Source organism: Mycobacterium sp. NGS61 (genome assembly GCF_059812325.1).
On the sequence record NZ_JCALCL010000011.1, the window covers coordinates 88,888 to 115,152 of the forward strand.

Below are 26,265 nucleotides of genomic sequence, written 5' to 3' on the forward strand. Positions count from 1 at the left end.
TCGCGGCAGATTGGCGACATCGGCGCGGCGGAAAAGTGAACTGGGCTGCTCCCTGTCGCAGCCGCGCCAGGTTTTACCACAGCAATCGCGAAATGTTAATAGAAGTGCGCAGCACGCGCATATGAAATAGCATCCGCAAGGGATAAATTCAGTAGGAGTTTATGTATAGCGTGGTCGCCAGCGTAGTCGGCCGACCGGGATCTTTATCTCAGGCTGATTTTATTAAAAGCTCCCACGGGCGTGTGGCTTTGCGTTAGCTGGACGCCACGAAATTGGTGGCCGAGGCGTGCCTGGTTTGAGATCAGGCCGCGATCGCAACCGTGGACGCTCTATCAACATGGCGGCGCTCCTGATTGGCTTCGCGCTGATGACGGCGCTGGGTACCGGGTACCGGTTCGGCCGGCGCGCCGGCACGCGAGGGAAACGGCCCTGGCACAAGCGCACCAGCCGATTGGCCCTGGGCAGGGCGGCGGCGGGTCTTGCGGTGCTAGTCCTGGCCCGCCGAGTCCAACAGAGCACTAGTCTCCGGCGGGCAGTCATCGGTGGGTGGGACGCCTTGCCCCGACGACGCACCGCACGCCGGTAGCGCCGCAGACATCCCCGCCGGGCTACAGCTTGCCGGCGACGAAATCGGCGGCCTGGTTGGCCATGCCGTCCGCCACGTACGCGCTTGCAAGGTGCGCGGGCCAGTTCTGTTGCCAGGTGTTGGGGTCGGCCGGGTTGCAGATCGGATCCGCTCCGTGGCACAACTCGATGGTGCGGTCGTTGTAGATCGGGTTGAAGTTCGTGATCGGCCCGGCCCACTGGCTGCCATTACCGAACAGGGCCACCGCCGCAATGTGCTCGTCGGCGCCGGGCGGCAGGGGACTGTCGAAGCCGAAGGCGCTCATCGGCACCGCGAGCACGATGTCGGTGACCGCAGCGCCCAGCGAGTAGCCGCCCAGCACCACCCGCGTGTTCGGACAAGTGCTGATCGTGTTCTGAATATGGCGACTCATGTCGTTGGCGCCGATGTCGATTTCGGTATCCGCCGGGTACCTGACGGCATAGGTGCCCATGCTGCGGCCTCCGATCTTGGAACGGAGCGAGTTGATGAAGGCGTTGCCAAGGACGCCGGGACCCGGCGATTCGAGTCGGCCGCGGGCGAAGACCACCTCCACCTGCGAACAATTCGCGGCAAACGCGGATCGCGGCGCTCCCGGGGTACCGACCGGCAGAACGGCACCCGCCACCAGCAGCCCGACCGCGACCGCGACAACGGCCAAGGCCCTAGCAAAGGGTTCGCGAGCAAATAGACGGCGCACAGCAAGATGGTAGCGACTCACCCGCGGGTGGCGCGCGACTAGTCGACAAACCGGACGCACTGGTGTTTCCGGGACGGGGGACGATACTTGGCTGATGGTCGACAACGGCACACCCGATGCGGATGGCCTGGGTGCTGACGGGCGAAATCCAACCGCCACAACCGATTTCACATGTGTAGCGGGTCCGTCGGCCAACTCTGGCGACGGAAGAAAGGCATCGCGATGACCGAACCGCAGCTGATCTACGAACGCGACGGCGATGTCGTGATCCTGACCATGAACAATCCGCGGCGCAAGAACGCCCTCACGCCGTCGATGCTCACCTTGATGGCCCAGGCCTGGGACGAGATCGACGCTGACGACGGCGTGCGGGCGGCGATCCTCACCGGGGCCGGTGACTCCTACTGTGTCGGCGGCGATTTGGCCGACGGGTGGATGGTCAACGCGGCCAAGCCGTCCGATCCGGACTCGGCGCCTCGCAAAGAGGCCGGAACAATCATCAGCGAAGGTCTGCTGCTGAGCCGATCGCTGGCCAAGCCGCTGATCGCCGCAGTCAACGGCCCCTGTCTGGGTGGCGGATGCGAGATGTTGCAGCAGACCGATATCCGAATCGCCGAACGGCACGCCGTGTTCGGGTTGCCCGAAGCCAAATTCGGGATGATCGCGGGCGCTGGTTCCACCGTCCGACTCAAGCGCCAGATCCCCTACACCAAGGCGATGGAAATGATCCTGACCGGCGACCCGCTCAGCGCCGACGAGGCCTACCATTTCGGCCTGGTGGGGCACGTCGTGCCGACTGGGCAGTCGCTGGCCAAAGCCCGCGCGATCGCCGCCCGGATTGCCGCCAACGGCCCGCTGGCGGTGCGCAACGCCAAAGCCTCCATCCTGGCCAGCGGATGGATCGACGACGCGGATGCCCGACGGATCGAACGACGCTTCGTCCGGGAGGTGATGCGTTCGCACGACGCGCAGGAGGGCTTGTCGGCCTTCGCCGCCAAGAGGCGGCCAAATTTCACCGGACAATGAAGGCCGCGCGCGCGGCGCGTTTTGTTACCATCGCGCGGTGCACGAGTCGGCTGAATCACCTGGTAGACACCTCACCCGCCGCGACGCCTTCAAGTACGCAGCCGCACCGGTCCTCGTCGGCCTGAGCACGTGGGCCGCCGCGCAAGGGATACCCGAAGCGTCGGCCGCGGGCGGTCAATTGATCGACTTCGCCGAGCGCCGGGTCCCGCCGGAGGAGATCAAAGCGGCCGGCTACGAGGGAGTGGTCAACTACGTCTCCATGGAGCGGCCGGGCGCGCACTTCGAGGCCAAACCGATCACCCGCCAATACGCCGACTCGCTGCGGGCGGCCGGCCTGCACATCGTCAGCAACTACCAATACGGCAAGCCGGGCTGGCCCGACTCGCCTTCGGACTACACCCGCGGGTACGACGGCGGCGTGGCGGACGCCAAGACGGCGCAGAGCCTGCATGCCGCCGCGGGCGGCCCGCCGTCGGCCCCGATCTTCTTCAGCGTGGACGAGGACATCGACCAGAACACCTGGAATACCGTTGCACTGCAGTGGTTCCGGGGGATCAACTCCGTTCTCGGCGTCGGCCGCAGCGGCATCTACGGCAGTTACCAGACCTGCGGATGGGCCATCGCCGACGGCGTCATCGGGAACTCGTCCACCCCGGGCCACAAATGGGCATGGCAGACGATCGGCTGGTCGCACGGACAACGCGAGCCCGCGGCGGTGCTGTATCAGCGGATCCTCGATGGACCGGTGATGGGCGGAATCAAGGTCGACGTGGACGACATCCTGGCGGCCGACTACGGGCAATGGGACATGAACCGCTGAGCGCAATACGGCACCCCGCGGACTTTCCGCGGGGTGCCGCACTGCGTTGCCGAACGGGGACGCTACTTCACGTCGAACCGATCGTTGTTCATCACCTTGACCCAGGCCGCGACGAAGTCCTCGACGAACTTGCCCTCGTTGTCGTCCTGCGCGTAGACCTCGACGAGCGCACGCAATATCGAGTTCGAGCCGAACACCAGGTCGTTCGCGGTCGCCGTCCACTTCAGCTCCCCGGTCGACCGGTCGCGCCCCTCGTAGACGTTCTCGGTGGCTTCCGACGGCTTCCACACGGTGCCCATGTCGAGCAGGTTCACGAAGAAGTCGTTGGTCAACACGCCCGTTTTATCGGTGAACACGCCGTGCTTGTTGCCGCCGTGGTTGGCGCCGAGCGCACGCAGACCGCCGATGAGCACCGTCAGTTCCGGTGCGGTCACCCCCAACAGATAGGCGCGGTCCAAGAGGAGTTGCTCGAGCGGCACCTTCTCACCGGGACGTGCGTAGTTGCGGAACCCGTCGGCTCGCGGCTCCAGCACCGCGAAGGACTCCACGTCGGTGTCCTCCTGGGTGGCGTCGGTGCGGCCCGGGGTGAAGTGCACCGAGATCTCGTAACCGCCGTCCTTGGCCGCCTTCTCCACCGCGGCGGAGCCGGCCAGCACGATCAGGTCGGCCAACGAAATCTTCTTGCCGCCGGTGGCGGAGGAGTTGAAGTCCTGCTGAATCTGTTCGAGGACGGACAATGTCCCGTTCAGCTCGGACGGCTCGTTGACCTGCCAACTCTTCTGCGGTTCCAGTCGGATCCGTGCGCCGTTGGCGCCCCCGCGCTTGTCGGTGTTGCGGTAACTGCCCGCCGCCGACCAGGCCGCCTTCACCAGTTGCGGGACCGACAGTCCAGATCCGAGCACCTTGCTCTTCAACGCAGCGATGTCATCCTCGTCGACCAGTTCATGGTCGACGGCTGGGACGGGGTCCTGCCAGAGCTGCGGTTCGGCGACCCATGGACCGAGATAGCGCGAGATCGGTCCCAGGTCACGGTGTAGCAGCTTGTACCACGCCTTGGCGAATGCCTCAGACAGCTGGTCTGGGTTCTTCAGCCACCGTTGGGTGATCTCCCGGTAGATCGGGTCCTCGCGCAGCGAAACGTCGGTGACCAGCATCGTCGGGTTGCGCCCGGGACCGCCGAACGGGTCGGGGATGGTGCCCGCGCCGGCGCCGTCCTTGGCGGTGAACTGCCATGCGCCGGCCGGGCTCTTGGTCAGCTCCCACTCGAAGCCGTACAGCGTCTCGAGGAAACTGTTGTCCCATTTGGTCGGGGTGGGCGTCCAGACCACCTCCAGGCCGCTGGTGATCGCGTCCTTACCGACGCCGCTACCGTAGGAGCTGGCCCAGCCCAAGCCCTGTTGCTCGATCGGGGCGGCTTCGGGCTCGGGGCCGACCAGCGCTGCGTCGCCGGCACCGTGCGTCTTGCCGAAACTGTGCCCACCGACGATGAGTGCCGCGGTCTCTTCGTCGTTCATCGCCATGCGGCCGAACGTTTCGCGGATGTCGTGCGCCGCGGCGATCGGATCCGGCTTGCCCTCCGGGCCTTCCGGGTTGACGTAGATCAGACCCATGGTCGTCGCGCCGTAGGGCTCTGCGAGCTTGCGCTCACCCGAGTAGCGCTTGTTGGTTCCCAACCATTCGTCCTCTTCGCCGAAGAGCACTTCTTCGGGCTCCCACACGTCCGGACGACCGAACCCGAAGCCGAAGGTCTGGAATCCCATCGACTCCAGCGCCACATTGCCGGCGAAGACCAGCAGGTCGGCCCAGGAGATCTTGTTGCCGTGCTTCTTCTTGACCGGCCACAGCAGCCTGCGCGCCTTGTCCAGGCTGGCATTGTCGGGCCAGCTGTTCAGCGGAGCGAACCGCTGCAGTCCCTGACCGCCGCCGCCGCGGCCGTCATAGATGCGGTAGGTGCCCGCCGCGTGCCAACTCATCCGGATGAAGAAGCCGCCGTAGTGGCCGTAGTCGGCGGGCCACCAGTCCTGCGAGGTGGTCATCACCGAGATCAGGTCCGCCTTGAGCTGCTCGACGTCGAGCTTGGCGAACTCCGCGGCGTAGTCGAAATCCTCACCCAGCGGGTTGGCCTGCGGCGAGTGCGGGTGCAGCCGCGACACGTCTATCTGGTTGGGCCACCAGTCCTGATTGGTGCGGGGCGCGTCCGACTTGGGCGTGGGCGAGGGGATCGCCGGGTTTTCGCTCTCGCTGTTGCTGGCGCTGTCGCTGGCGTGGGGTGGACGGCTATCGGACGTATCGGATGACACAACATTCCTTCCGTGTTAGATAAATCGGGCTGCGATCAGGAATTACTCGAACAGTCGGGGCACAGGCCCCAATAGATGACTTCGGCCTCGTCGAGAACGAAACCATCCAAGACTTTGTCCTCAGCCGGTGTCAGACACGGGGCTTGACCCACCGCGCAGTCGATGTCGGCAATCACCCCGCAGGACCGGCAGACCACGTGGTGGTGGTTGTCGCCGACGCGGGACTCGTATCGGGCCACCAAACCCGACGGCTGAATCTTGCGCACCAAACCCGCGTCGGTCAGCGCACCAAGGACGTCGTACACCGCTTGCCGGGAAACATCGGGCAGACCCCGCCGCACCGCCGCGAAAATGGTTTCGGTGTCGGCATGCGGACGGTCACGCACCGCCTCGAGTACCGCGATACGGGGTCGTGTCACGCGCAGATCCGCCCGCCGCAACTGCTCGGCGTAATCCTGGGCTGAGGACACAGCGCCCATATTTCGCGCTCATCTGGATTGAGTCAAGAGTTTGTCGGCTGCTGTCGCGACGGGTCGGGCCAGCGCGTCAAGTCCGGTGGCCGACGATGCGCGGTAGGGTGACTGATTGAAACGAGGCAGGGAGTCCGGTTTGACCAGATGGCGAGTGGGAACACTTTGCCAGCCGGCGGTGGGCTCTGCCGGCCTCACGAGCGATGCACAGGCCTGAAAGGCATCCCGATTCCATGACCGATCGATTGACGCCCCACTTCGACGACGTGCAGGCACACTACGACCTGTCCGACGAGTTCTTCCAGCTGTTCCTCGATTCGACGCGGACCTACAGCTGCGCGTATTTCGAACGCGACGACATGACGCTGGAAGAAGCGCAGATCGCCAAGATCGACCTTTCGCTGGGCAAGCTCGGTCTGCAACCCGGCATGACGCTGCTGGACGTCGGGTGCGGCTGGGGTGCCACCATGCGCCGCGCCATCGAGAAGTACGACGTCGACGTCGTCGGACTCACGCTGTCCAAGAATCAGGCCGCGTACGTGCAGCAGAAATTCGACGAGATGGATTCGCCGCGCACCCGGCGGGTGTTGCTGCAGGGCTGGGAAGAATTCACCGAGCCCATCGACCGCATCGTATCCATCGGCGCGTTCGAGCATTTCGGCTACGACCGCTACGACGACTTCTTCAGCACCGCGTACAAACTGCTGCCCAGCGACGGGGTGATGCTGCTGCACACGATCACCGCGCTGAACAAAGAGCAGTTCGACAGCACCGGCCTGCCCGTCACGATGGACATCGTCCGGTTCGCCAAGTTCATCGTGACCGAGATATTTCCCGGCGGGCGGTTGCCGTCCACCGACAAGGTGGCCGATCATTCGGCCAAGGCGGGATTCCAGCTGACCCGCCAGCAGTCCCTGCAACAGCACTACGCCAAGACTCTCGACGTCTGGGCACAGGCACTGCAGGCACGCCGGGACGAGGCAATCGCCATCCAGTCCCAAGAGGTCTACGACCGGTACATGAAGTACCTGACCGGCTGCGCCGACAACTTCCGCACCGGCTACATCGACGTCAACCAGTTCACGCTGGAGAAGTAGCGCCCGGCGCGGCCGCTGCCGCGCGGACGCGACCACCGGGCGGCGTTTGGAAATGGATGCGCCGGTGTAATAGGTAGCTACGACCCCGACTCCGGAGAGGCCAGAGATGAAGCGCTTCGCACCTGCTGTGTTCGTCATCGCCGCGCTTATGTTCAGCGGTTGTTCGCCCTCGCAAGTGATCAACACCGGTGGCGACACCAAGTGCAAGGACTTCGTCTCCCAGGACGAGAAGAAGCAGAGCGAAGAGGTCAGCAAGATGCTGAAGGACAAGAACGGCACCGAGCCGGCCTCCATCGAGATCACCGCCACCCGCACCGCGGCGCAGGCCTGGTGCCAGACGCTGGGCAAGCCGGACAGCAAGATCTCCGAGGCCCCGCACGGCTGATCGCCGGACTGCTGTCCAGGCGATGCGCCGATAGCGGCACGCCAGCAAGCGACCACGACGTCAGCACTCGGCCGGCGACCGATAGGTTCAGCTGATGAGTGATGACGACGCACGCCAGCGGTTGTTCGCCCTTGCCGACCAGGTGCCGGGCTTCATGCCCGCCGACGAGGGCCGCGCCCTGTACGACGCCGCTCTGCGTTACCTCGACGGCGGTGTGGGCGTGGAGATCGGCACCTACTGCGGCAAGTCCGCGCTGCTGCTGGGCGCAGCGGCCCTACAGACGGACAGCGTGCTCTACACGATCGACCATCACCACGGATCGGAAGAGCACCAAGCCGGCTGGGAGTACCACGACGCCTCGCTGGTCGACGAGGTCACCGGACTGTTCGACACCCTGCCCACCTTCCGCCGCACCCTGGACGCGGCCGGGCTCGACGACCACGTGGTTGCCGTAGTCGGCAAATCCCCGGTGGTCGCGCGCGGGTGGCGCGCCCCGGTGCAGTTACTGTTCATCGACGGCGGGCACACCGAAGCCGCCGCGGCCCGCGACTTCGACGGTTGGGCCAGGTGGGTGGCTCCCGGTGGGGCCCTGGTCATCCACGACGTATTTCCCGACCCCAACGACGGAGGTCGCGCTCCTTACCAGATCTATTGCCGTGCTTTGGATTCCGGCCAGTTCAAGGAGATCAGTGCGCTGGGCTCGCTGCGGGTGCTCGAGCGGATCGGCGGTCGAGCCGGCGAGCAGGTCTGACTACCGTCCGGTCGCGACGCACTCGCAGTCGAAATCGGTCTGCAAACCCATCGGCAGGGCATCGCCGCGGAAGATCCCGCTGCCCGGTGTGGTGTCGGAAAGCGCATCGGCGGCAAGGATCATCGCCGCACCCGTCCAGGTGGTCCGCTCCTCGGGCCACCGCTTGCCGTCGGCGAAAACCAGGCCGGTCCAGTAGGAGCCGTCTGCTTCGCGCAGGTGTTGCATCGCGCCGAATTGGCGGTGCGCCGCCGACCGGTGGCCGATGGCATCCAGGGCCATGACCAGTTCGCACGTCTCGGCGCCGGTGACCCACGGGCGGTCCAGCACGCAGCGGATTCCCAGGCCCCCCACCACGAAGTCGTCCCAGCGTTGTCTGATTCGAAGGGCGGCTGCCGGACCCCGCAACGCACCGCCGAGGATGGGGTAGTACCAGTCCATCGAGTAGCGGTCTTTCTCAGTGAACGCCTCGGGATGCGCGGTGATCGCGTGTCCCAGCCGGCCGACCGCGAGTTCCCATTCCGGTTGCGGGTCGCCGATGAAACCCGCAAGTGCCAGCGCGCAGCGGATGCTGTGGTAGATACTTGCGCAACCGGTCAGCAGAGCTTCCGGGATGGGACCGTTTTCACTTCGGGCCCAACAGATTTCGCCGTACCCGATTTGAAGGTCGATGACGAAGTCAATCGCTTTCCGCACGACCGGCCACATCGTCGCGGCGAACTTCTCGTCGCCGGTGACCAGCACGTGGTGCCAGACACCCGTGGCGACATAGGCACAGAAATTGCTGTCGCTGTTGGCATCTTCGATGTGACCCGATCGAATCTGAATAGGCCACGACCCGTCCGGGCGCTGCATGCGACCACACCAGTCGAACGCCGCGCGGGCCGGTTCCAGCAGTCCGGCCACGGTGAGCGCCATAGCGTTCTCCACGTGGTCCCACGGATCGGTGTGGCCGCCGGCGAACCACGGGATGGCGCCTGAGGGTTCCTGCGCGGCCGCGATCGAGGCAGCCGTCTGCAGGCACTGCTCGGCGGTGAGGATTCCGGCGACGGCCGGCGGATTATCCCGACGCAATTGAATACCTCGGCGCTGCTTCGCTTTCCGCTTCCGGCGGCTTGCTGAAATACATGGCGACACTCTTGCCGACCAGCGGGTTGAGCACCGTTTCGGCCAGCTGGGTGACCTTGGGCCGTTGCATCAAGTCCCACACCAGCAGTTTGTGGTACGCCGACACCGCGGGGTGATCGGTATTCGAGACGCCGACTGCACATTTGAGCCACCAGAACGGCGCGTGTAAGGCGTGCGCGTGGTGTGCATGTGTCAACTTCAGTCCGCGGCCAATGATCTTGTCGCGCAGCGCACTTGCCCGGTAGATCCGAATATGGCCGCCTTCGTTGCTGTGGTATTCCGTCGACAACCACCAGCAGACCTGCTCGGGGAGCCACCGCGGCACGCTGACCGCCAACGTGCCGCCGACTTTGAGCACCCGGACCAGTTCGGAGATCGCACCGTCGTCCTCGGGAATGTGTTCCAGGATCTCTGAGGCGATGACGCAGTCGAACGTGCCGTCGGCGTACGGCAGGTGCAGCGCGTCGCCGCGCACCACCTTGGCTGAGGCGCCTTCGGGCACTTCGCCGTTCGCCTCCATCGCACGCAGGATGGTGTCCACATCGCGGAGGTCGTTTTCGTTCTGGTCGAAGGCCACCACGTCAGCGCCCCGCCGGTACGCCTCGAACGCGTGCCGTCCGGCACCGCAACCCACGTCGATGACCTTCGTCGCGGGCCCGATGCCCAGGCGGTCGAAATCCACCGTCAGCATTGCGGGCTGCCTCCGGCGACCGCTGAGCGCGCGATCGCCCGCTCGTAGATCCGCACGGTCTGGGCGGCGACCGCCTCCCAGCTGAACACGCTGACCGCGCGCGCCCGTCCCGCTCGTCCGAGTTCGCGGCGCCGCTCCGGTGAATCGAGCAGCCTACCCAGTGCGTGAGTCAGCGCATCGACGTCGGCCGGAGCCACCAACTCCGCGCACGCGCCGTCGGTCCCGAGCACCTCAGGCAACGCCCCGACCCGGCTGGCCACGATCGGAGTGCCGCTTGCCATCGCTTCCACGGCTGGCAGCGAAAACCCTTCGTAGAGCGAGGGAATACACGCCACCTCAGCCGAGGCGAACAACGCCGCGAGGTCGGCGTCGGACAGCCCACTGGCGATGTGGACGATATCGGAGATCCCCAACTCGGCGATCAGTTTGTGGGTCGGGCCGTTGGTTTCCACCTTGGCGACCAGCCGCAACTCGAGGTCGCGACTCGTCCGCAACTTCGCGACCGCGTGCAGCAGCGTGCTGACACCTTTCAGCGGGGTGTCAGCACTTGCGATCGCCATCACCCGGCCAGGTTGGCGTGGTAGCGAAACCGGTTTGAACAGGTCGGTATTCACACCCAGCGGCACCACGTGCAGTTGATCCGGGGAGACACCGAAATCGGTGACGATGTCCTGCGCCGACGACGACGACACGGTCAGCAGGTCCGGGATCTGGGCCGCTACCTGCTTCTGCATGCTTGAGAAGCCATACCACCTGTGCACCAACGGTTTTCGCCACCATTTGGCGGCGTTGAGATCCAGTACCCGATCGCGGGTGATGGGATGGTGCACGGTCGCCACCACCGGCATCCCCGTCTCGGCGATGGTGAGCAGACCGGTGCCCAGGCTCTGATTGTCGTGGACGACGTCGAATTCGCCGGCCCGCTCGGCCAGTAACCGGGCCACCCGCAGCGTGAACGTCCGGGGTTCGGGGAAGCCCGCGGTCCACATGGTGGCCAGTTCTAGCAGGTCGATCGAGTCGCGAATCTCGCTGGGCCGCGGCACCCGGAACGGATCGGGTTCGCGATACAGATCCAGGCTCGGCACCTTGGTCAACCGCACCCGGGGATCCAGCAGTTCCGGATAGGGCTGGCCGGAGAACACCTCGACCTGATGGCCGAGGTCTACCAGGCCGCGGCTGAGGTGCCGCACATAGACGCCTTGTCCGCCGCAGTGATCCTTACTGCGGTAGGACAATAGAGCAATTCGCATACTCAACCCTTCACCGTCAACGACCAGCCACGGAAGGGCACCAGTCCCATTGCAGTCAACGAACCCGCGGCCGGCACGACAGCAAACTGGACATGTGTCCAGATGATAGTTCGGTCAGCTAAACGACGCAAACGCACCTGCCCACCTTCCGGAATCCGCCGTCCCGTACGCATGTCATCACATGGCGGGGTGGCCACAGGGCGGCCATGCCACGCGTCGCTTCCAGCATTCCACGTCGACGTGCGAACATCGCACCGGGAACTGGTGACCACCGGGCGTGGAATCCGTCGCCGCGGTTAATCTCATCGAGATGAGCCGGCCACGCCTTCCCGAGGAACTCCGCCACCGCGACCCGGAGTTCATCCGTGCCGTGCTACCGCCGCTGTGGCTGGCCGCGACGGTGTGGTTCCGCGCCGAGGTGCATGGCTTCGACAAGGTCCCCGACGAGCCGGTGTTGTTCGTCGGCAATCACAGCGGCGGCGGCGCGACGCCGGACACCTTCGTCTTCCTGCTCGCCTACAACACCTACTTCACCATCGAGGGCCGCCCGCTCTATGCGCTGGCGCACGACACGGTCGCCGGCGCCCCCGGCATCGGGGGACTGACCCGCAAGCTCGGCGTGGTTCCGGCGGCCAACTCTTTCGCCGAGCAGGTCTTCACCAGCGGCGGCTCCGCGCTGGTCTATCCCGGCGGCGACGTCGAGGCGCTGCGCCCCTGGCGTGATCGCAACAAGATCGTCTTTTCCGGACGCAAGGGCTTCCTGCGGTTGGCGCACAAGTGCAACGTCAAAATCGTGCCGGTGATCGCGACGGGCGGCCACGACACGTTGTTCGTACTCAATGACGGACGCCGCACCGCTCAGCTGCTGCGGCTGGACAAGTTGGCCCGCGTGAAGAGCTTGCCACTGACGCTGAGCATCCCATGGGGTTTGTCGCCGCTGCCGCTGCCGCACTTCCCGCTGCCGGCAAAAATCCGGATGCAGGCGCTGGACCCGATCGACCTTCGCAAGCGGTTCGGGGAGGAGCCGGATTGGGACCGCGCCTACGACTACGTCACCAGCGTCATGCAGGTGGGTCTGTCCAAATTGGCCAGCAAGACCATCGTGCCGTTAGTCCGCTGACATGACGCAGACGATCACGGTTGCCCGCCATGTCCGGTGCCCGCTGGAGGAAAGCGGAGCTTTCGTCACCGACCCGCGCCGCCTGTTCCCGGAAGTGTCTACGTTCAGCCGTTGCAGCTTCATCAAGTCGCGCGACGACGGCGAACTGTGGGACGTCTTCATGGACGGCGGCACCATCCAGCTCGGCGGGCGGGTGCTCATCACCCCGCCCCAGGGCAGTCTGCTCAAGTGGCGATCGGTGCAGGGGACGCGGCATACCTTCGCAGCGCTGGTCGAGCCGGAAGACGACGGGAGCCGCTTGACTCTGACCCTGACCTTCTCCGCCACCGGATTGGGCGTGGCCCGGATCAGCGAGTGGCTGGGCCGGGGACTGGTCAACCGGAATCTGGAGGCCGCGGCCGAGGAGATTCGGCACCATCTCGAGTTCGACAGATAGCTGAGGGGCCCTGAGCAGCGGCCCAGGTGAGAATAAACACTTTCCGCTGGCAATAGTAGCTGGCGGACAATTGTGTGGTTTATTGGTGAAGCCTGTGCGACCAACAGGCGACCTGCTGGGTGTTCGGACAACACGCTGAGTGGTTGCATTCTTGCGCCGGCTCAAGCACTCAGCGGGCACCCGACGGCACCGACCGGGAGGACGCCATGTATTTCGCCTTGCTGCCGCCGGAGATCAACTCCGCGCTGATGTACGCCGGTCCAGGTTCGGGATCGCTGCTGGGAGCCGCCGCGGCCTGGGACGATTTGGCGGCCGGTCTGCAGTCGACGGCGAGCGCCTACCAGTCGGTGCTCACCAGCCTGACTGCCGGACCCTGGGTGGGGCAGGCGTCGGCGTCGATGACGGCCGCGGCCGCCCCCTACCTGGCCTGGCTACAGGTCACCGCGCGGCAGGCGGAGCAAACGGCCAACCAGGCCACGGCAGCAGCCGTCGCCTACGAAACGGCATTTGCCGAGACGGTGCCACCACCGGTGGTCACCGCCAACCGCACCCAGCTGACGTCGCTGATCGCGACCAACTTCTTCGGACAGAACCTGCCCGCCATCGCCGCCACCGAAATCGCGTACGCCGAGATGTGGGCGCAGGACACCGGCGCCATGCTCGGGTATGCGGCAGCCGCCGCGGCAGCGACCATGCTGGAGCCCTTCAGCGGGCCGGAGTCCAGCACCAGTCCCGGCGGGTTACCGGCCCAGGCCGCCGCGGTCACCCAGGCCGGCGGAATCTCGGCCGGCAACGTGCAGAACACGGTGTCCAACGCGGCCCAGGCATTCTCCGCCGTGCCCAATGCGTTGACCGGCCTGGCCAGTCCCGCCGCGGCCGCCGACCCGACGTCGCTGCTCGATGTGCTCGACCTCCTCGGTGATCTCAGTGGCATCTTCGTGGACCCCGAAATCGGTCTGTCGGGTCTGACCCTGGACGGAATCCTGGGGGGCGCTGCGTTGCCGTACGACATCGACGGCTACTACGTCGGTTTGCACACCGACGACGTGGTCAGCAGCGCGGCGCGGATACCGAGCTACTCGGGCCCGGTGCCGCTGCCGCCCGTCGCAGGTTCGACCATCGCGGCGGGGATCGGCGAGGCATCGACGGTCGGAGCGTTGACGGTGCCGGCGGGCTGGACCACGGCCGCGCCGGCAATCCGCCTGGCCACGCTGTCGATACCGGCGACCGCCGCGGCGGCCGAGGGGGCGGCCGGCGGCGCCGGAAGTTTGTTCAGCCAGATGGCCCTGGCCGGGATGGCCGGGCGAGCGATGGCCGCCACCACCGGATCCGGGGGCGGGACGGGAACGCGCGTCCGGGAGCGGGTCGGCGGCGTGACCAAGCGGGTCGGGGCGGTGTCAGCCCAGGACGCGACGGAGGGGACCGCGGCGCCGGTGCCGGCGGGCGGCCCGATCACCAGCATCGCCGCCGAGCTGCGCGAGCTGGCGTCGCTGCGTGACGCGGGAATTCTGACCGACGACGAATTCACCGACCAGAAGCGGCGCCTGCTGGCGCACTGAGGACCGGTTACTTCACCCGGTTGGCGGCGAACGTGGCGGCCTGGTTGGTCATGCCGTTCTCGATGTAGGAGACATGGGCGATGATGTTGCCGCCCCCGGTGCAGATCGGATCGTCGGCGGCGCACAGGCTGATCAACTTGCCGCTGTAGGCGGGGTTGAGGGTGGGCAACGGGCCGCCCCACAACGCCGACGAGAATCCGCTGGACGGCTCGCCGAAGTAGGCGATCGCCGCCACCCGATTCGCCGCCGCGGGCGGCAGTTGGTTGCTGGCCAGATTGATCACGGTGGCGCCCTGGGAGTAACCACCCAGCACGATTTTGGTATTCGGGCAGCTGTCGACGGTGCCCTGGATGTGGGCGCTCGCGTCGTCGGCGCCGGCCGGTGCGCTGGTGTGGTAGTCGTCATTGGCCGGGTAGTTCACCGGGTAGACCTCGACCGAACGTCCCGCGATCTGCGTGGTCAGCGAGTCGGTGAAGGCCTGTCCGATGTTGCCCAGGCCGGGCTCCTGGTGCGTTCCGCGGGCGAAGACGATCGAGACGTCGGCGCAAGGGTCGGCGGTGGCGGTCGGGTCGGCGATCGGCACGCTCAGCAACGCCCACGTCGCCATGACGAAGACACCGAGGATGCGGGCGAGGCTGCGTGCAGTCATGCCACGATCCTGGCATACCGCCGACGCAGGAGTTGTCGGCGGCTGCAGAGTTTGGAATTCGGCAGCGACGGGAAAAATCCCGTCATTCACCCTGAACAGCGCGATGTGAGGTGCGCAATGTGGACAAATCTCGGTCGTCTGGTCGCCGTCGCCGCCATGGTGGCAGCGCCGTGGGCGGTGGTAACTGTCGTGTCACCGGCGGTCAGCTCGGCGCAGTGCGCCGACGGTGAATGGTTCGATCCCACCGGCAAGGTGTGCCGACCCCTGGGCGTGGGACCACAGCCCCTGGCCTGCGCGGACGGCGAGTGGTGGGACCCCACGGCCAATGTGTGTCGGCCTTTGGGCGTGGGACCGCAGCCGCTCGCGTGCGCCAGCGGGGAGTGGTGGGATCCGGGCATGAATATGTGCCGGCCGGTGCTGCCGGAGGGCTAGGGGAGCCGGACGGCCTATCCTCTGCGGAGTGGCCGACCCGACGTCCGCGGAGTTACGCCGCCGAATCGACGAGTTGACCATCCGCGACGCGGCGCGCCTGGGCAGACGGTTACGGAACTCGCGCGGCGCGAACCCCGCAGCGCTGCGAGCGCTGGCCAGTCAGGTGGTCGCGGCGGAAGCGCTGGTGGCGGCCCGTCGGGATGCGGTCCCCGCGATCACCTATCCCGACCTGCCGGTCAGTGACCGGCGCCAGGAAATCTCCGAGGCGATTCGGCAGCACCAGGTGGTGGTCGTCGCCGGCGAGACCGGCTCCGGCAAGACCACTCAGCTACCCAAGATCTGCCTGGAACTCGGCCGCGGCGTCCGCGGCACGGTCGGACACACCCAGCCCCGACGGTTGGCCGCGCGCACTGTCGCACAGCGCATCGCCGATGAACTGCACAGCCCGCTCGGCGATGTGGTCGGCTATACCGTCCGGTTCACCGATCAGGTCAGCGACCGCACTCTGGTGAAGGTGATGACCGACGGCATCCTGCTGGCGGAGATCCAGCGCGACCGGCGCCTACTGCGCTACGACACCCTGATCCTCGACGAAGCCCACGAGCGCAGCCTCAACATCGACTTCCTGCTGGGATACCTGCGTGAGCTGCTGCCGCGCCGGCCTGATCTGAAAGTGATCGTCACCTCGGCGACCATCGAACCGCAGCGCTTCGCCGCGCATTTCAGCGTGGCCGGCGATGCCCGTGGCGCTGCGCCGATTGTCGAGGTGTCCGGGCGGACCTATCCGGTGCAGATCCGCTACCGCCCGTTGGAGATCGCCGCAGCGCCCGCCGAAGATGCCGCTGATCCGGATGATCCTGACCAGGAGATCGTGCGGACCGAGACCCGCGACGAGGTCGAGGCGATCCTCGATGCGATCGACGAACTTGCGACCGAGCCACCGGGGGATGTGCTGGTGTTCCTCTCCGGTGAGCGCGAAATCCGCGACACCGCAGAGGCTTTGGGTGGACTGCGTCATACCGAGGTGCTGCCGCTGTACGCACGGCTGCCCACCGCCGAACAGCACAAGGTGTTCGCACCCCACACCGGTCGGCGGGTGGTGTTGGCCACCAATGTCGCCGAGACCTCGTTGACCGTCCCGGGGATCCGCTACGTCGTGGACCCTGGCAACGCCCGCATCTCGCGCTACAGCCGCCGGCTGAAGGTACAGCGGCTACCGATCGAGCCGATCTCGCAGGCTTCGGCGGCGCAACGCGCCGGCCGGTGCGGCCGGGTGGCGCCCGGGGTGTGTATCCGCCTCTACTCCGAGCAGGATTTCCAGGCCCGCCCCCGCTACACCGAACCGGAGATCCTGCGGACCAACCTTGCCGCGGTGATCCTGCAGATGGCGGCGCTGCAACTCGGGGACGTGGAGAACTTCCCCTTTCTGGACCCGCCGGACCGGCGCAGTGTCCGCGACGGCGTGCAGTTGCTGCAGGAACTCGGCGCGTTCGATCAGCAGGGTGCGATCACCGAACTGGGCCGGCGCCTGGCACGGTTGCCCGTCGATCCGCGGCTGGGCCGGATGATTCTGCAGGCTCAGACCGAGGGGTGCGTGCGGGAGGTGCTGGTGCTGGCTGCGGCACTGACCATTCCCGACCCACGGGAGCGACCCGCGGACCGCGCGGAGGCCGCCCGTCAGAAGCACGCCCGGTTCGCCGACGAACACTCGGACTTCATGGCCTACCTGAACCTCTGGAACCATCTGCGTGCCCAACGAAAAACACTGTCCGGCAATGCTTTCCGACGCATGTGCCGCGAGGATTTCCTGCACTACCTGCGGATCCGGGAGTGGCAGGATCTGACCGGGCAGCTGCGCAGCATCGCCCGCGACCTGGGCATCACCGAATCCGACGAGCCGGCGGAGTCGGCACAGATCCACGCGGCCCTGCTCGCCGGTCTGCTGTCCCATGTGGGGATGCGCCGGGAGGACGCACGCGAATATCTGGGCGCGCGCAACGCCCGGTTCGTCCTCGCCCCCGGTTCGATGCTTGCCAAACGGCCGCCGCGTTGGGTGGTGGTGGCCGAGCTGGTCGAGACCAGCCGCCTGTACGGGCGGACCGCCGCGCGGATCCAGCCCGAGATGGTCGAGCGGGTCGCGGGCGATCTGGTGCAGCGCACCTACAGCGAACCGCATTGGGACGCCCAGCGCGGAGAGGTGCTGGCCTTCGAGCGGGTGACGCTGTATGGGCTGCCGCTCGTCGCTCGCCGTCGAGTCGGCTATGCGCGGGTCGAACCGGCGGTGGCACGCGAAATGTTCATCCGTCACGCGCTGGTAGAGGGGGACTGGCAGACCCGCCATCACTTCTTCGCCAACAACGCCCGGCTGCGGGCTGAGCTGGCGGAGCTCGAGGAGCGCGCACGCCGTCGCGACCTGCTGGTCGGCGACGACGACATCTACGCGCTGTATGACGCTCGCATTCCCGCCGACGTCGTCTCGGCGCGGCATTTCGACGGGTGGTGGAAAAAGCAGCGCCACCGCACCCCGGAGCTGCTGACCTTCACCCGCGACGAATTGCTGCACGCCGACAAGACCGATGCCGACGCCGATCGGCCCGGCACCTGGCGGACCGGCGATGCGACGCTGCCGCTGACCTACCGGTTCGAGCCCGGCGCCGCCGATGACGGTGTCACCGTGCACGTGCCGATCGACGTGCTGGCCCGCCTGGGTGGCGACGAGTTCGCCTGGCAGGTGCCGGCCCTGCGCGAAGAGCTCGTCACCGCACTGATCCGTTCGCTGCCGAAAGACCTGCGGCGCAACTTCGTCCCGGTACCCGACACCGCGCGGGCGGTGCTGGCCGGTATCGAGGCCGGCACCGAGCCGCTGCTGCCGGCGTTGCAGCGCGAACTTCGTCGTCGCACCGGGGTGGTGGTACCTGTGGATGCCTTCGATGTGGGCTCGCTGCCGTCGCACCTGCGGGTGACGTTCGCCGTCGAGTCCGCAGACGGTTCCGAGGTGGCCCGCGGCAAGGACCTCCAGGCGCTGCAGGACAAGTTGGCGGCCCCGGCGCGACAGGCTGTCGCCCGGGCCGTCGCAGGCGAGTTGGAACGGACCGCGTTGCGTACCTGGCCCGACGACCTCGACGAATTGCCGTCCGTCGTCGAACGGGCGGTGAGCGGCCGGACCGTGCGAGGCTTTCCTGCGTTCGTCGACGCCGGCACGACGGTCGAGCTACGCGTCTTCCCGACCGCCGTCGAACAACGCGCCGCACTGGGCCCCGGAGTACGTCGACTGTTGCGGCTGAGCATCCCATCGCCAGCGAAAACTGTTGAACGACAACTGAATCCACGTACTCGGCTGACCCTGGGCAGCAATCCCGACGGTTCGCTGAGCGCACTGCTCGACGACTGCGCCGACGCCGCCACCGACGCACTGGCCACCCAGCCGGTGTGGACGCGCACCGCGTTCGCGGCACTGCGTGACCGGCTTTCCCAGACTCTCGCCACGGCCACCCTCGATGTCGTCCGGGAGGTGGAGACGGTCCTGTCCGCGGCGCGACAGGTCGAACTCGCGCTGCCCGCTGAACCACCGGCAACCCAGGCCGCGGCCATCACCGACGTGCGAGCCCAGCTCGACCGATTGCTGCCGCCCGGATTCGTCACCGCAACCGGGCGCTCGCGTCTTGGTGCCCTGACTCGCTACCTGACCGCGGTGAGCCGTCGTCTCGACCGGTTGCCACACGCCGTGCAGGCCGACCAGGAGCGGATGCGACGGGTGCATACCGTGCAAGACGCCTATGACGACCTGCTGCACACGCTGCCGCCGGAGCGCGCCGCGGCGGCCGACGTCCGCGACATCGCCTACCAGATCGAGGAACTCCGGGTGAGCCTGTGGGCCCAGCAACTCGGCACGCCCCGCCCGGTGAGCGAACAGCGCATCCTGCGGGCGATCGACGCCGCGCGGGACCATTTTTGACCTGCTTGCTGCGCAGCCAGCGCGGCGATGGAAGTATCGCCATGGTGTCCACCAAGAAACCGCAGACGATCTCCTATCCGGCGGCCGACGCACGCCCACACCGCCACGAATCCGACCCGCTGGACCCGCATGTCATCGTGTTGTTCGGCGCTACAGGGGATCTGGCCAAGCGCAAGCTGTTGCCCGGCCTGGCCTACCTGGACCAGTCCGACCTCGCACCGGACATCCAGATCGTCGCCACGTCCATGGAGGACCTCACCGACGACGAGTTTCGCAAGATCGCCAAGGACGCGATCGACTCGTTCGGTACCCACAAACTCAACACCGAACAGTGGGAGGACTTCGCCCGCATCGTCACGTATGTGCCGCAGGGTGCGGGCGCCGAGGCGCTCGCCGACGCAGTAGCGCGTGCCGAACAGAACCTGGGTGCAGGCGTGCGCCGGTTGCACTATCTGTCGGTCCCGCCGAAGGCGGCGCGCGACGTTATCTCGACGCTGCGGGAAGCCGATCTCGTCGACCGGTCCCGGGTGGTGATGGAAAAACCGTTCGGCACCGACCTGGCCAGCGCCGTAGCCCTCAACGACTTCGTGCACGAGACGTTCGAGGAATCGCAGATCTTCCGGATCGACCACTTCCTGGGCAAGGAGGCCGCACAGAACATTCTGGCGTTCCGCTTCGCCAACGGCCTGTTCGAGCCGATCTGGAACCGCAACTTCATCGACCACATCCAGATCGACATCCCCGAAACCCTCGGGTTGGATGAGCGCGCGAATTTCTACGAGAACACCGGCGCCTACAAGGACATGGTCGTCACCCACCTGTTCCAGGTGATGGCGTTCGTGGTGATGGAACCGCCGACGGCGCTGGAACCGTACGCGATCAGCGAAGAGAAGAACAAGGTGTTCCGGTCGATGCTGCCGGTCAAGACGTCCAACGTGGTCCGCGGGCAGTACGCGGGTTACCGCAAAGAGAAGGGGGTGGCCAAGGACTCCGACACCGAGACGTTCATCGCCCTCAAGGTCGGCATCGACAACTGGCGCTGGGCCGGGGTGCCGATCTATTTGCGGACCGGCAAGAAGCTGGCCGAAGGCATCCGCATCATCTCGATCGCCTTCAAAGAAGCTCCCCGCACCATGTTCCCGCCCGGCTCGGGCGTGGGAACCCAGGGTCCCGATCACCTGACCTTCGATCTGGCCGACAACTCCAAGGTCTCGCTGTCCTTCTACGGCAAGCGGCCCGGGCCGGGGATGAAGCTGGACAAGCTGTCCATGCAATTCTCCTCCCAGGAGGTGGACACCGTGGTGGACGTGCTGGAGGCCTACGAGCGGCTGATCCTCGACGCGATGCGCGGCGATCACACCTTGTTCACCACCGCCGAAGGCATCGAATCGTTGTGGGAGCGTTCGCAGGATCTGCTCGACGACCCACCGCCGGCAAAGATGTACCAGGCCGGCACGTGGGGACCAAACGCCATTCACCAGTTGATCGCACCCAACGCGTGGCGGTTGCCGTTCGAACGGGAATGGCGCGAACGCAAGGGGACGTAGGTGCCCGACTCGACCGCCGAACTGCTGCAGGAACTCCTGTGGGCGTACGGGCCGTGCGGTCAGGAAGAAGCAGTACGGACGATCTGTGCCCGTGAGCTGCAACCCCACGTCGACGACATGTGGACCGACGACGCCGGCAACCTGGTCGGCTACCTCGCCGGAGGCGGGGCACCCGCCACGAAGGTGATGGCCCACATGGACGAACTCTCCATGCTGGTCAAGCGCGTCGAACCCGACGGCTCCCTGCACCTGACGCAGTTAGGGACGATGTATCCGGGCAACTTCGGGCTCGGTCCGGTCGCGGTGCTCGGCGACAACGAGACGTTCACCGCGGTGCTCACCCTCGGTTCCGAGCACACCACCAAGGAAAGCCGGCGAATCTGGGAGACCAAACCCGATCAGGGCGACCGGGCGCTGGACTGGCAGCACGTTTATGTCTTCACCGGCCGAAGTCCGGCCGAACTCGCCGACGCCGGCGTACACCCCGGCACCCGGATCTGCGTCGACCGCAGCAAGCGAACCCTGGTCGACGTCGGCGATTACCTCGGCTCCTATTTCCTCGACGACCGCGCGGCGGTGACCGCGCTCCTGCTCGCCGCGCGCCGACTCGACTCCGACGGGCAACGGCCCGCTGCGGACGTCTATCTGGTATTCACCACCAACGAGGAGATCGGCGGCGTGGGCGGGTCCTACGCCAGCGCCACACTGCCTGGCACGCTCACCCTCGCGCTGGAGGTCGGACCCACCGAAGCGGAATACGGGACCAGCGTCACCGGCGGCCCGATTGTCGGCTACAGCGACGCGCTGTGCGTCTACGACAAGGACGTCGCCGACCGGCTGATGGCGATCGCCGCCGACCACGGATTGACGCCCCAGGCGGCCGCGCTCGGGGCGTTCGAGTCCGACGCCTCCCACGCCAAGGCCTACGGCCTGACTCCGCGCGCCGGGCTGCTGTGCCTGCCCACGCTGAGCACTCACGGCTTCGAAGTCATGGCGCGCAACGCAATTGAAGACATGGCCGCCATCGTCGTGGACTTTCTGGTGGAGCCGCGGCCACCAACCCGCGCACAGACGTAGCGCGGCACGCCGCGCCGAGTCGCGGTGCCCGCCCTCGGCAATCGGCCGATGCGAAACACCGCTAGGTTGAACACGAGTCCAAACAATCTGGAAGGAGGCGGCGTGGTCCACAAGGCGGCCATGGCCGAAGCCGATCGCGCGTGGATGATCGACACGCTGCTCGCGCTGCTGCAGACACCGAGCCCGTCGGGACGTACCGACGCGGTGATGCAACTGATCGGCGGCATCCTCGACGAATTCGGGGTGCCCTTCTCCCTGACGCGGCGCGGAGCGCTCACCGCGGAACTGGCCGGGAAGTCCAAGACCACCGACCGGGCGTTGGTGGTGCACGCCGACACCATCGGCTGCATGGTCCGCAGGCTCAAGGACAACGGTCGCCTGGAGCTGGTCCCGGTCGGCACGTTCTCCGCGCGGTTCGCCGCCGGTGCCCGGGTCCGCATCTTCATCGACGATCCCGACGAGTTCATCACCGGCACGGTGCTGCCGTTGAAAGCCAGCGGGCACGCGTTCGGCGACGAGATCGACACCCAGCCGACCGACTGGGAGCACGTCGAGGTCCGCGTGGATCGCAAGGTGTCCTCGCGCGAAGACCTGGTCCGGCTCGGCCTGCACGTCGGCGATTTCGTCGCCATGATCACCAGTCCCGAACTCACCGCCGACGGCTTCATCGTGTCCCGTCACCTCGACGGGAAGGCGGGCGTCGCAGTCGCGCTCGCGCTGGCCAAGAACTTCGCTGAGAACGAGGTGGTGCTGCCGCACCGCACCACCATCATGGTCACCATCACCGAGGAGGTCGGCCACGGCGCCAGTCACGGCCTGCCCGCCGACGCCGCCGAACTGGTGTCCGTCGACAACGCGGTGTGCGCGCCCGGCCAGCATTCCCTCGAGGACGGCGTGACGATCCCGATGGCCGACATGCACGGACCGTTCGACTATCACCTGACCCGCAAACTGTGCCGGCTCGCCGAGAGCTGCGAGATACCGTACGCGCGAGACGTGTTCCGCTACTACCGATCAGACGCCGCCGCGGCGATCGAGGCGGGAGCCGGCACCCGGGCCGCGCTCGTCGGCTTCGGCCTGGACGGCAGCCACGGCTGGGAGCGAACCCACATGGACTCCCTGGAGGCGGTGTACAACCTGCTGCACGCCTGGCTGCAGACGCCGTTGACCTTCGCCCAGTGGGACGCCAAGCCGTCGGGCAAACTGCGCGACTTCCCGTCGTCGAAGCAACCTGCGCCGAGCGAGCAGTGGGTGCCCTTGTCGCGGGGTGAGCACGCCGAACCCGGCGACGCCTCGCCGGGCACGCACTGGCCGCCCTCGGTGGGCCCGCAGAGCTGAGGCGTCCGGGAACCGCTCAGTCCGGGATGTAGTCGAACTCGTCGGGGTGCGCCCCGGTGCGGCCGTCCTCGCCGCGATCCAGCCCGCTGATCACGGTCATGTCGTCACCGCTCAGTTCGAAGTCGAAGATGTCGAAGTTCGACTTCATCCGGTCGATGTTGACCGACTTCGGGAATACGATGTCGCCGCGCTGGATGTGCCAGCGCAACACCACCTGCGCGGGCGATTTGCCAACTGCGCGAGCGACTCCGACGATCGCCTGATCGTCGAGGACCTTGCCCTGAGCAATCGGTGACCAGGCCTCAGTGGCGATCTCGTGCTCCAGGTCGTAGGCGCGGACCTGGTCGTTGGTGAAGTAGGGGTGCACCTCGATCTGGTTCACCGCGGGTACGGTCTGCGATCCGGCGGCCAACTGGTCCAGATGATTCGGCTGGAAGTTCGACACACCGATGCTACGGGCGCGCCCGTCCCGGGCGAACTCTTCGAGCGTGGTCCAGGTGGCCAGGAAATCACCGTCGTACAGCATCGGCAGCGGCCAGTGGATGAGGAACAGATCGACGTAGTCCGAGCCCAGTGCCAACAGCGTTTCGTCGAAGGCGCGGCGTGCGTCGTCGGGTCGGTGATAGCCGTTGTTGAGTTTGCTCGTGACGAACACCTCGCTGCGGTCCAGGCCCGCATCGCGAATGCCTTGGCCCACTTCTTTTTCGTTGCCGTACATCTGCGCGGTGTCGATGTGGCGGTATCCCACCTCCAGGGCGGAGCGGACCGCGGCCGCCGTCTCCTGCGGCTCGATCTGGAAGACGCCGAAACCCAGTTGCGGGATCGTGTGCCCGTCGTTGAGGTTGATGGACGGGACATGGCTCATGTGCTGGATCCTCCTAGTGCGGTTGAGGACGGGATGCCCACTTCAGCGCGAATCACAACACCGGCGTGCGACGAGCACCCGTCAGCCCAACTCCGCGCTGACATAACCAACGGCCTGACGGAACTCCGCAAGAATCTCGTTGTCCGGCACCACGAAACCGTATTCGGCATACACCTGCTCGGTGGAGTGGTGGGTGACCGTCCAACCGGTGGCCGCCAGATGCTCACCGGCCTGCCGTCGCGGGCCGAGCCACACCAATTCGGCGACGTCGATGTCGAGTCCGTGTTTGCGCCAGCTGCTGCGCATGGCGCGGGCCCGCTCGTCGGTGAAAACGCTCATGTCTTTGATGTTTTCGGTCGCCAGCCGGCTGCCGGGGGCGCTGAGCGCGGTGATGTTGTCCAGTAGCCGGTCCTGAGCGTCGGGCGGCAAGTAGGGGAGCAGCCCCTCGGCGATCCAGGCTGTCGGCTGAGAGGCGTCGAACATGTTGTCCGCCAATGCGGTAGGCCAGTCTTCGCGCAGATCGATCCCCACCGGACGGCGTTCCACCGTTGGTTCAGCGCCGATCTGAGCCAGGGTGACGCTCTTGAAGGTGATGACATCGGGCTGGTCGACTTCGAAAACCACTGTTCCCATCGGCCAGGACAACCGGTAGGCCCGGGCGTCAAGCCCAGCCGCCAGAATCACCGCCTGACGGATGCCGGCAGCGGTTGCGGCGCTGAAGAAGTCGTCGAAGAACCTGGTCCGCACCGTCATCTGCTCGCGCCGCTGCTGAAAGTCCATCGGCATGTCGACGTCGTCGAGCGGGATCTCACCGTCCAACATCCGGGTGAAGAAAGGGTGCCCGACCGCACGCACCAGCGGCTCGGCGAAGCGATCGTCGAGCAGCGGATCCGGGTCGGCGGAAGCCAGCGCGCGGGCGGCGGCCACCATCGTCGCAGTCGCGCCGACACTGGAAGCCAGGTCCCAACTGTCCCCATCAGAGCGTGCCGAACCAATAGACGACATACGTTTTCTCCCGTCGCGGGCTATGGAATACTTCGCCAGCCTAATCGCCGTCGGGCGCCCGCCGCTCACTCCGTGGGCAGGCCGCGGGAGCGTTTGGCAGCGTACATGTGCTCGTCGGCCAGTCGCAGCAGATCCTGCTCCCCAGCAGCGATCCCGGCGCTGAACCCGACCTGGCCGCCCACCTCGGACCAATGGCTGCGAAGCCGGTCAACGACCTGCTCAGCCTGGGCACGATCGGCCCCGAGGAGCATGATCAGGAATTCGTCGCCGCCGATGCGGAAGACGACGTCGTCCTTGCGCACCGACCAGCGCAGCGCGTCGGCGAAGGACACCAGAAGTTCGTCGCCGGCTTCGTGGCCGTGACGGTCGTTGTAGCGCTTGAAGTTGTCGAGGTCGAGCAGGACCACCGCCGATTCGCTGGCGTGCATCGACAACCGGGGTCCCAGCGTGCTGCGATCGAGTAGTTGGGTGAGGGCATCGGTCTGCGCGATCTTGCGCAGCAGTTTGCTCTGTTGTTCCAGCCGGTCGATGAGCCAGGCCGGGACCTCGGCGACCAGCATCCACATGATCGCCGGGGGGATCGCTGCGGGCAGCGCGCCGGGGAAGGCTTTGCCGCCCCCAGCGAGGAACGCCACAATGCCGAGCGGGACAATTTTCAACGAGGTCCAACGCGGCCGGGTCAGGCCGATATAGGCGAATGCAATCGTGATGGTGCCCGGAAAATCACGGGTGGCGTGCGGCTCCAACCAGCCGGCCAGAATGGTGACAATCATCCCCGCCACCGGCCATGCCACCAGCATCGTTCGTCGCTCCTGCCACCCCCGCAGCCAGCCGAGCAGCGCACCGGCGATGCCCATCAACGCTGCGGCGCCCAGCAGCCAGTGCAAACGATCGTCGTTGTGGTCCGCGGTGACCCGCGACGCCGCGGCAGCATAGATACCGAGCATGCCGAGGTAGCCGGCCAGGCCGATCAGATGCCATCGTCGCGCTGACGGCTGCGGGTCCGCTTGCCAGGACACCGGTCAAGAATAAATGCCGACGCGCGGGGCATTCACCATCAGCG

General features: G+C 66.5%; 23 protein-coding genes. 13 read left to right on the top strand and 10 right to left on the bottom strand.

The window, feature by feature from the left end:
- Nucleotides 1-608 precede the first annotated feature (608 nt).
- Nucleotides 609-1,304, bottom strand: a complete 696-nt coding sequence (locus tag AC5Y3Z_RS20650; protein ID WP_463824280.1) for a cutinase family protein — start codon at nt 1,302-1,304, stop codon at nt 609-611.
- A gap of 222 nt (nt 1,305-1,526) precedes the next feature.
- On the opposite strand from AC5Y3Z_RS20650, the gene AC5Y3Z_RS20655 reads away from it, so the two are divergent.
- Complete coding sequence (locus tag AC5Y3Z_RS20655; RefSeq protein WP_463824281.1) at nt 1,527-2,330, top strand: enoyl-CoA hydratase-related protein; 804 nt, start codon at nt 1,527-1,529, stop codon at nt 2,328-2,330.
- Nucleotides 2,331-2,367: 37 nt separating this feature from the next.
- Nucleotides 2,368-3,150: a DUF1906 domain-containing protein gene (locus AC5Y3Z_RS20660; protein ID WP_463824282.1), complete on the top strand. Its 783-nt coding sequence runs from the start codon at nt 2,368-2,370 to the stop codon at nt 3,148-3,150.
- Between the two features lie 62 nt (nt 3,151-3,212).
- On the opposite strand, the gene katG is transcribed toward AC5Y3Z_RS20660, so the two are convergent.
- The gene (gene katG / locus AC5Y3Z_RS20665; protein WP_463824283.1) at nt 3,213-5,450 is read right to left on the bottom strand and encodes a catalase/peroxidase HPI; all 2,238 of its coding nucleotides are present in this window, start codon (nt 5,448-5,450) and stop codon (nt 3,213-3,215) included.
- 35 nt (nt 5,451-5,485) lie between these two features.
- Nucleotides 5,486-5,920 (bottom strand): Fur family transcriptional regulator, encoded by a 435-nt coding sequence (locus tag AC5Y3Z_RS20670; RefSeq protein WP_463824903.1) that lies wholly within the window; start codon nt 5,918-5,920, stop codon nt 5,486-5,488.
- A 233-nt stretch (nt 5,921-6,153) separates the two neighbouring features.
- On the opposite strand from AC5Y3Z_RS20670, the gene AC5Y3Z_RS20675 reads away from it, so the two are divergent.
- The 3 genes from AC5Y3Z_RS20675 to AC5Y3Z_RS20685 all read left to right on the top strand — a co-directional run bounded on the left by AC5Y3Z_RS20675 (nt 6,154) and on the right by AC5Y3Z_RS20685 (nt 8,153).
- Nucleotides 6,154-7,017, top strand: coding sequence for a cyclopropane mycolic acid synthase family methyltransferase (locus AC5Y3Z_RS20675; RefSeq protein ID WP_463824284.1), 864 nt, complete (start codon nt 6,154-6,156; stop codon nt 7,015-7,017).
- 106 nt (nt 7,018-7,123) lie between these two features.
- A complete protein-coding gene (locus tag AC5Y3Z_RS20680; RefSeq protein ID WP_463824285.1) occupies nt 7,124-7,402 on the top strand; it encodes a hypothetical protein in 279 nt (92 codons plus the stop codon).
- A gap of 94 nt (nt 7,403-7,496) precedes the next feature.
- On the top strand, nt 7,497-8,153 hold the full coding sequence (locus tag AC5Y3Z_RS20685) for a class I SAM-dependent methyltransferase (RefSeq protein WP_463824286.1): 657 nt from the start codon (nt 7,497-7,499) through the stop codon (nt 8,151-8,153).
- Here AC5Y3Z_RS20685 and mmpH read toward each other — a convergent pair whose 3' ends face one another.
- From mmpH to manT, 3 genes are read right to left on the bottom strand one after another with little or no spacing between them, the layout of a single operon-like run.
- Nucleotides 8,154-9,224 (bottom strand): MMP endo-(1,4)-3-O-methyl-alpha-D-mannosidase, encoded by a 1,071-nt coding sequence (mmpH, locus tag AC5Y3Z_RS20690; protein ID WP_463824287.1) that lies wholly within the window; start codon nt 9,222-9,224, stop codon nt 8,154-8,156. It abuts the gene before it with no gap.
- Nucleotides 9,211-9,969, bottom strand: a complete 759-nt coding sequence (locus AC5Y3Z_RS20695; RefSeq protein ID WP_463824288.1) for a class I SAM-dependent methyltransferase — start codon at nt 9,967-9,969, stop codon at nt 9,211-9,213. The genes mmpH and AC5Y3Z_RS20695 overlap by 14 nt, the downstream gene beginning before the upstream one ends.
- The gene (manT, locus tag AC5Y3Z_RS20700; RefSeq protein WP_463824289.1) at nt 9,963-11,219 is read right to left on the bottom strand and encodes an MMP alpha-(1->4)-mannosyltransferase; all 1,257 of its coding nucleotides are present in this window, start codon (nt 11,217-11,219) and stop codon (nt 9,963-9,965) included. The genes AC5Y3Z_RS20695 and manT overlap by 7 nt, the downstream gene beginning before the upstream one ends.
- A gap of 310 nt (nt 11,220-11,529) precedes the next feature.
- Here manT and AC5Y3Z_RS20705 point away from each other — a divergent pair, with 310 nt between their 5' ends.
- The 3 genes from AC5Y3Z_RS20705 to AC5Y3Z_RS20715 all read left to right on the top strand — a co-directional run bounded on the left by AC5Y3Z_RS20705 (nt 11,530) and on the right by AC5Y3Z_RS20715 (nt 14,334).
- Entirely contained in the window at nt 11,530-12,339 is an 810-nt protein-coding gene (locus AC5Y3Z_RS20705) for a 1-acyl-sn-glycerol-3-phosphate acyltransferase (protein ID WP_463824290.1), read from the top strand.
- 1 nt (nt 12,340) lies between these two features.
- Entirely contained in the window at nt 12,341-12,775 is a 435-nt protein-coding gene (locus AC5Y3Z_RS20710) for a hypothetical protein (protein ID WP_463824291.1), read from the top strand.
- Between the two features lie 206 nt (nt 12,776-12,981).
- Nucleotides 12,982-14,334 (top strand): PPE family protein, SVP subgroup, encoded by a 1,353-nt coding sequence (locus AC5Y3Z_RS20715; RefSeq protein WP_463824292.1) that lies wholly within the window; start codon nt 12,982-12,984, stop codon nt 14,332-14,334.
- 7 nt (nt 14,335-14,341) lie between these two features.
- Here AC5Y3Z_RS20715 and AC5Y3Z_RS20720 read toward each other — a convergent pair whose 3' ends face one another.
- Nucleotides 14,342-14,983, bottom strand: coding sequence for a cutinase family protein (locus AC5Y3Z_RS20720; protein ID WP_463824293.1), 642 nt, complete (start codon nt 14,981-14,983; stop codon nt 14,342-14,344).
- 117 nt (nt 14,984-15,100) lie between these two features.
- On the opposite strand from AC5Y3Z_RS20720, the gene AC5Y3Z_RS20725 reads away from it, so the two are divergent.
- The 5 genes from AC5Y3Z_RS20725 (at nt 15,101) to AC5Y3Z_RS20745 (ending at nt 23,332) form a co-directional block, all read left to right on the top strand.
- A complete protein-coding gene (locus tag AC5Y3Z_RS20725; RefSeq protein WP_463824294.1) occupies nt 15,101-15,415 on the top strand; it encodes a hypothetical protein in 315 nt (104 codons plus the stop codon).
- A gap of 28 nt (nt 15,416-15,443) precedes the next feature.
- On the top strand, nt 15,444-19,370 hold the full coding sequence (gene hrpA, locus AC5Y3Z_RS20730; RefSeq protein ID WP_463824295.1) for an ATP-dependent RNA helicase HrpA: 3,927 nt from the start codon (nt 15,444-15,446) through the stop codon (nt 19,368-19,370).
- Between the two features lie 44 nt (nt 19,371-19,414).
- Nucleotides 19,415-20,917 carry a glucose-6-phosphate dehydrogenase gene (zwf, locus tag AC5Y3Z_RS20735; protein ID WP_463824296.1) on the top strand — a complete coding sequence of 501 codons (1,503 nt, stop codon included), beginning with the start codon at nt 19,415-19,417 and terminating at the stop codon, nt 20,915-20,917.
- Nucleotides 20,918-21,994: a M42 family metallopeptidase gene (locus tag AC5Y3Z_RS20740; RefSeq protein ID WP_463824297.1), complete on the top strand. Its 1,077-nt coding sequence runs from the start codon at nt 20,918-20,920 to the stop codon at nt 21,992-21,994. It abuts the gene before it with no gap.
- A 102-nt stretch (nt 21,995-22,096) separates the two neighbouring features.
- Nucleotides 22,097-23,332 carry an osmoprotectant NAGGN system M42 family peptidase gene (locus AC5Y3Z_RS20745; RefSeq protein ID WP_463824298.1) on the top strand — a complete coding sequence of 412 codons (1,236 nt, stop codon included), beginning with the start codon at nt 22,097-22,099 and terminating at the stop codon, nt 23,330-23,332.
- Between the two features lie 16 nt (nt 23,333-23,348).
- Here the strand turns inward: AC5Y3Z_RS20745 and AC5Y3Z_RS20750 are convergent, their stop codons facing one another.
- The 3 genes from AC5Y3Z_RS20750 to AC5Y3Z_RS20760 all read right to left on the bottom strand — a co-directional run bounded on the left by AC5Y3Z_RS20750 (nt 23,349) and on the right by AC5Y3Z_RS20760 (nt 26,221).
- Nucleotides 23,349-24,197: an aldo/keto reductase gene (locus AC5Y3Z_RS20750; RefSeq protein ID WP_463824299.1), complete on the bottom strand. Its 849-nt coding sequence runs from the start codon at nt 24,195-24,197 to the stop codon at nt 23,349-23,351.
- Between the two features lie 81 nt (nt 24,198-24,278).
- Nucleotides 24,279-25,202 carry a class I SAM-dependent methyltransferase gene (locus AC5Y3Z_RS20755; RefSeq protein WP_463824300.1) on the bottom strand — a complete coding sequence of 308 codons (924 nt, stop codon included), beginning with the start codon at nt 25,200-25,202 and terminating at the stop codon, nt 24,279-24,281.
- 65 nt (nt 25,203-25,267) lie between these two features.
- Nucleotides 25,268-26,221: a GGDEF domain-containing protein gene (locus AC5Y3Z_RS20760; protein WP_463824301.1), complete on the bottom strand. Its 954-nt coding sequence runs from the start codon at nt 26,219-26,221 to the stop codon at nt 25,268-25,270.
- Nucleotides 26,222-26,265 lie beyond the last annotated feature (44 nt).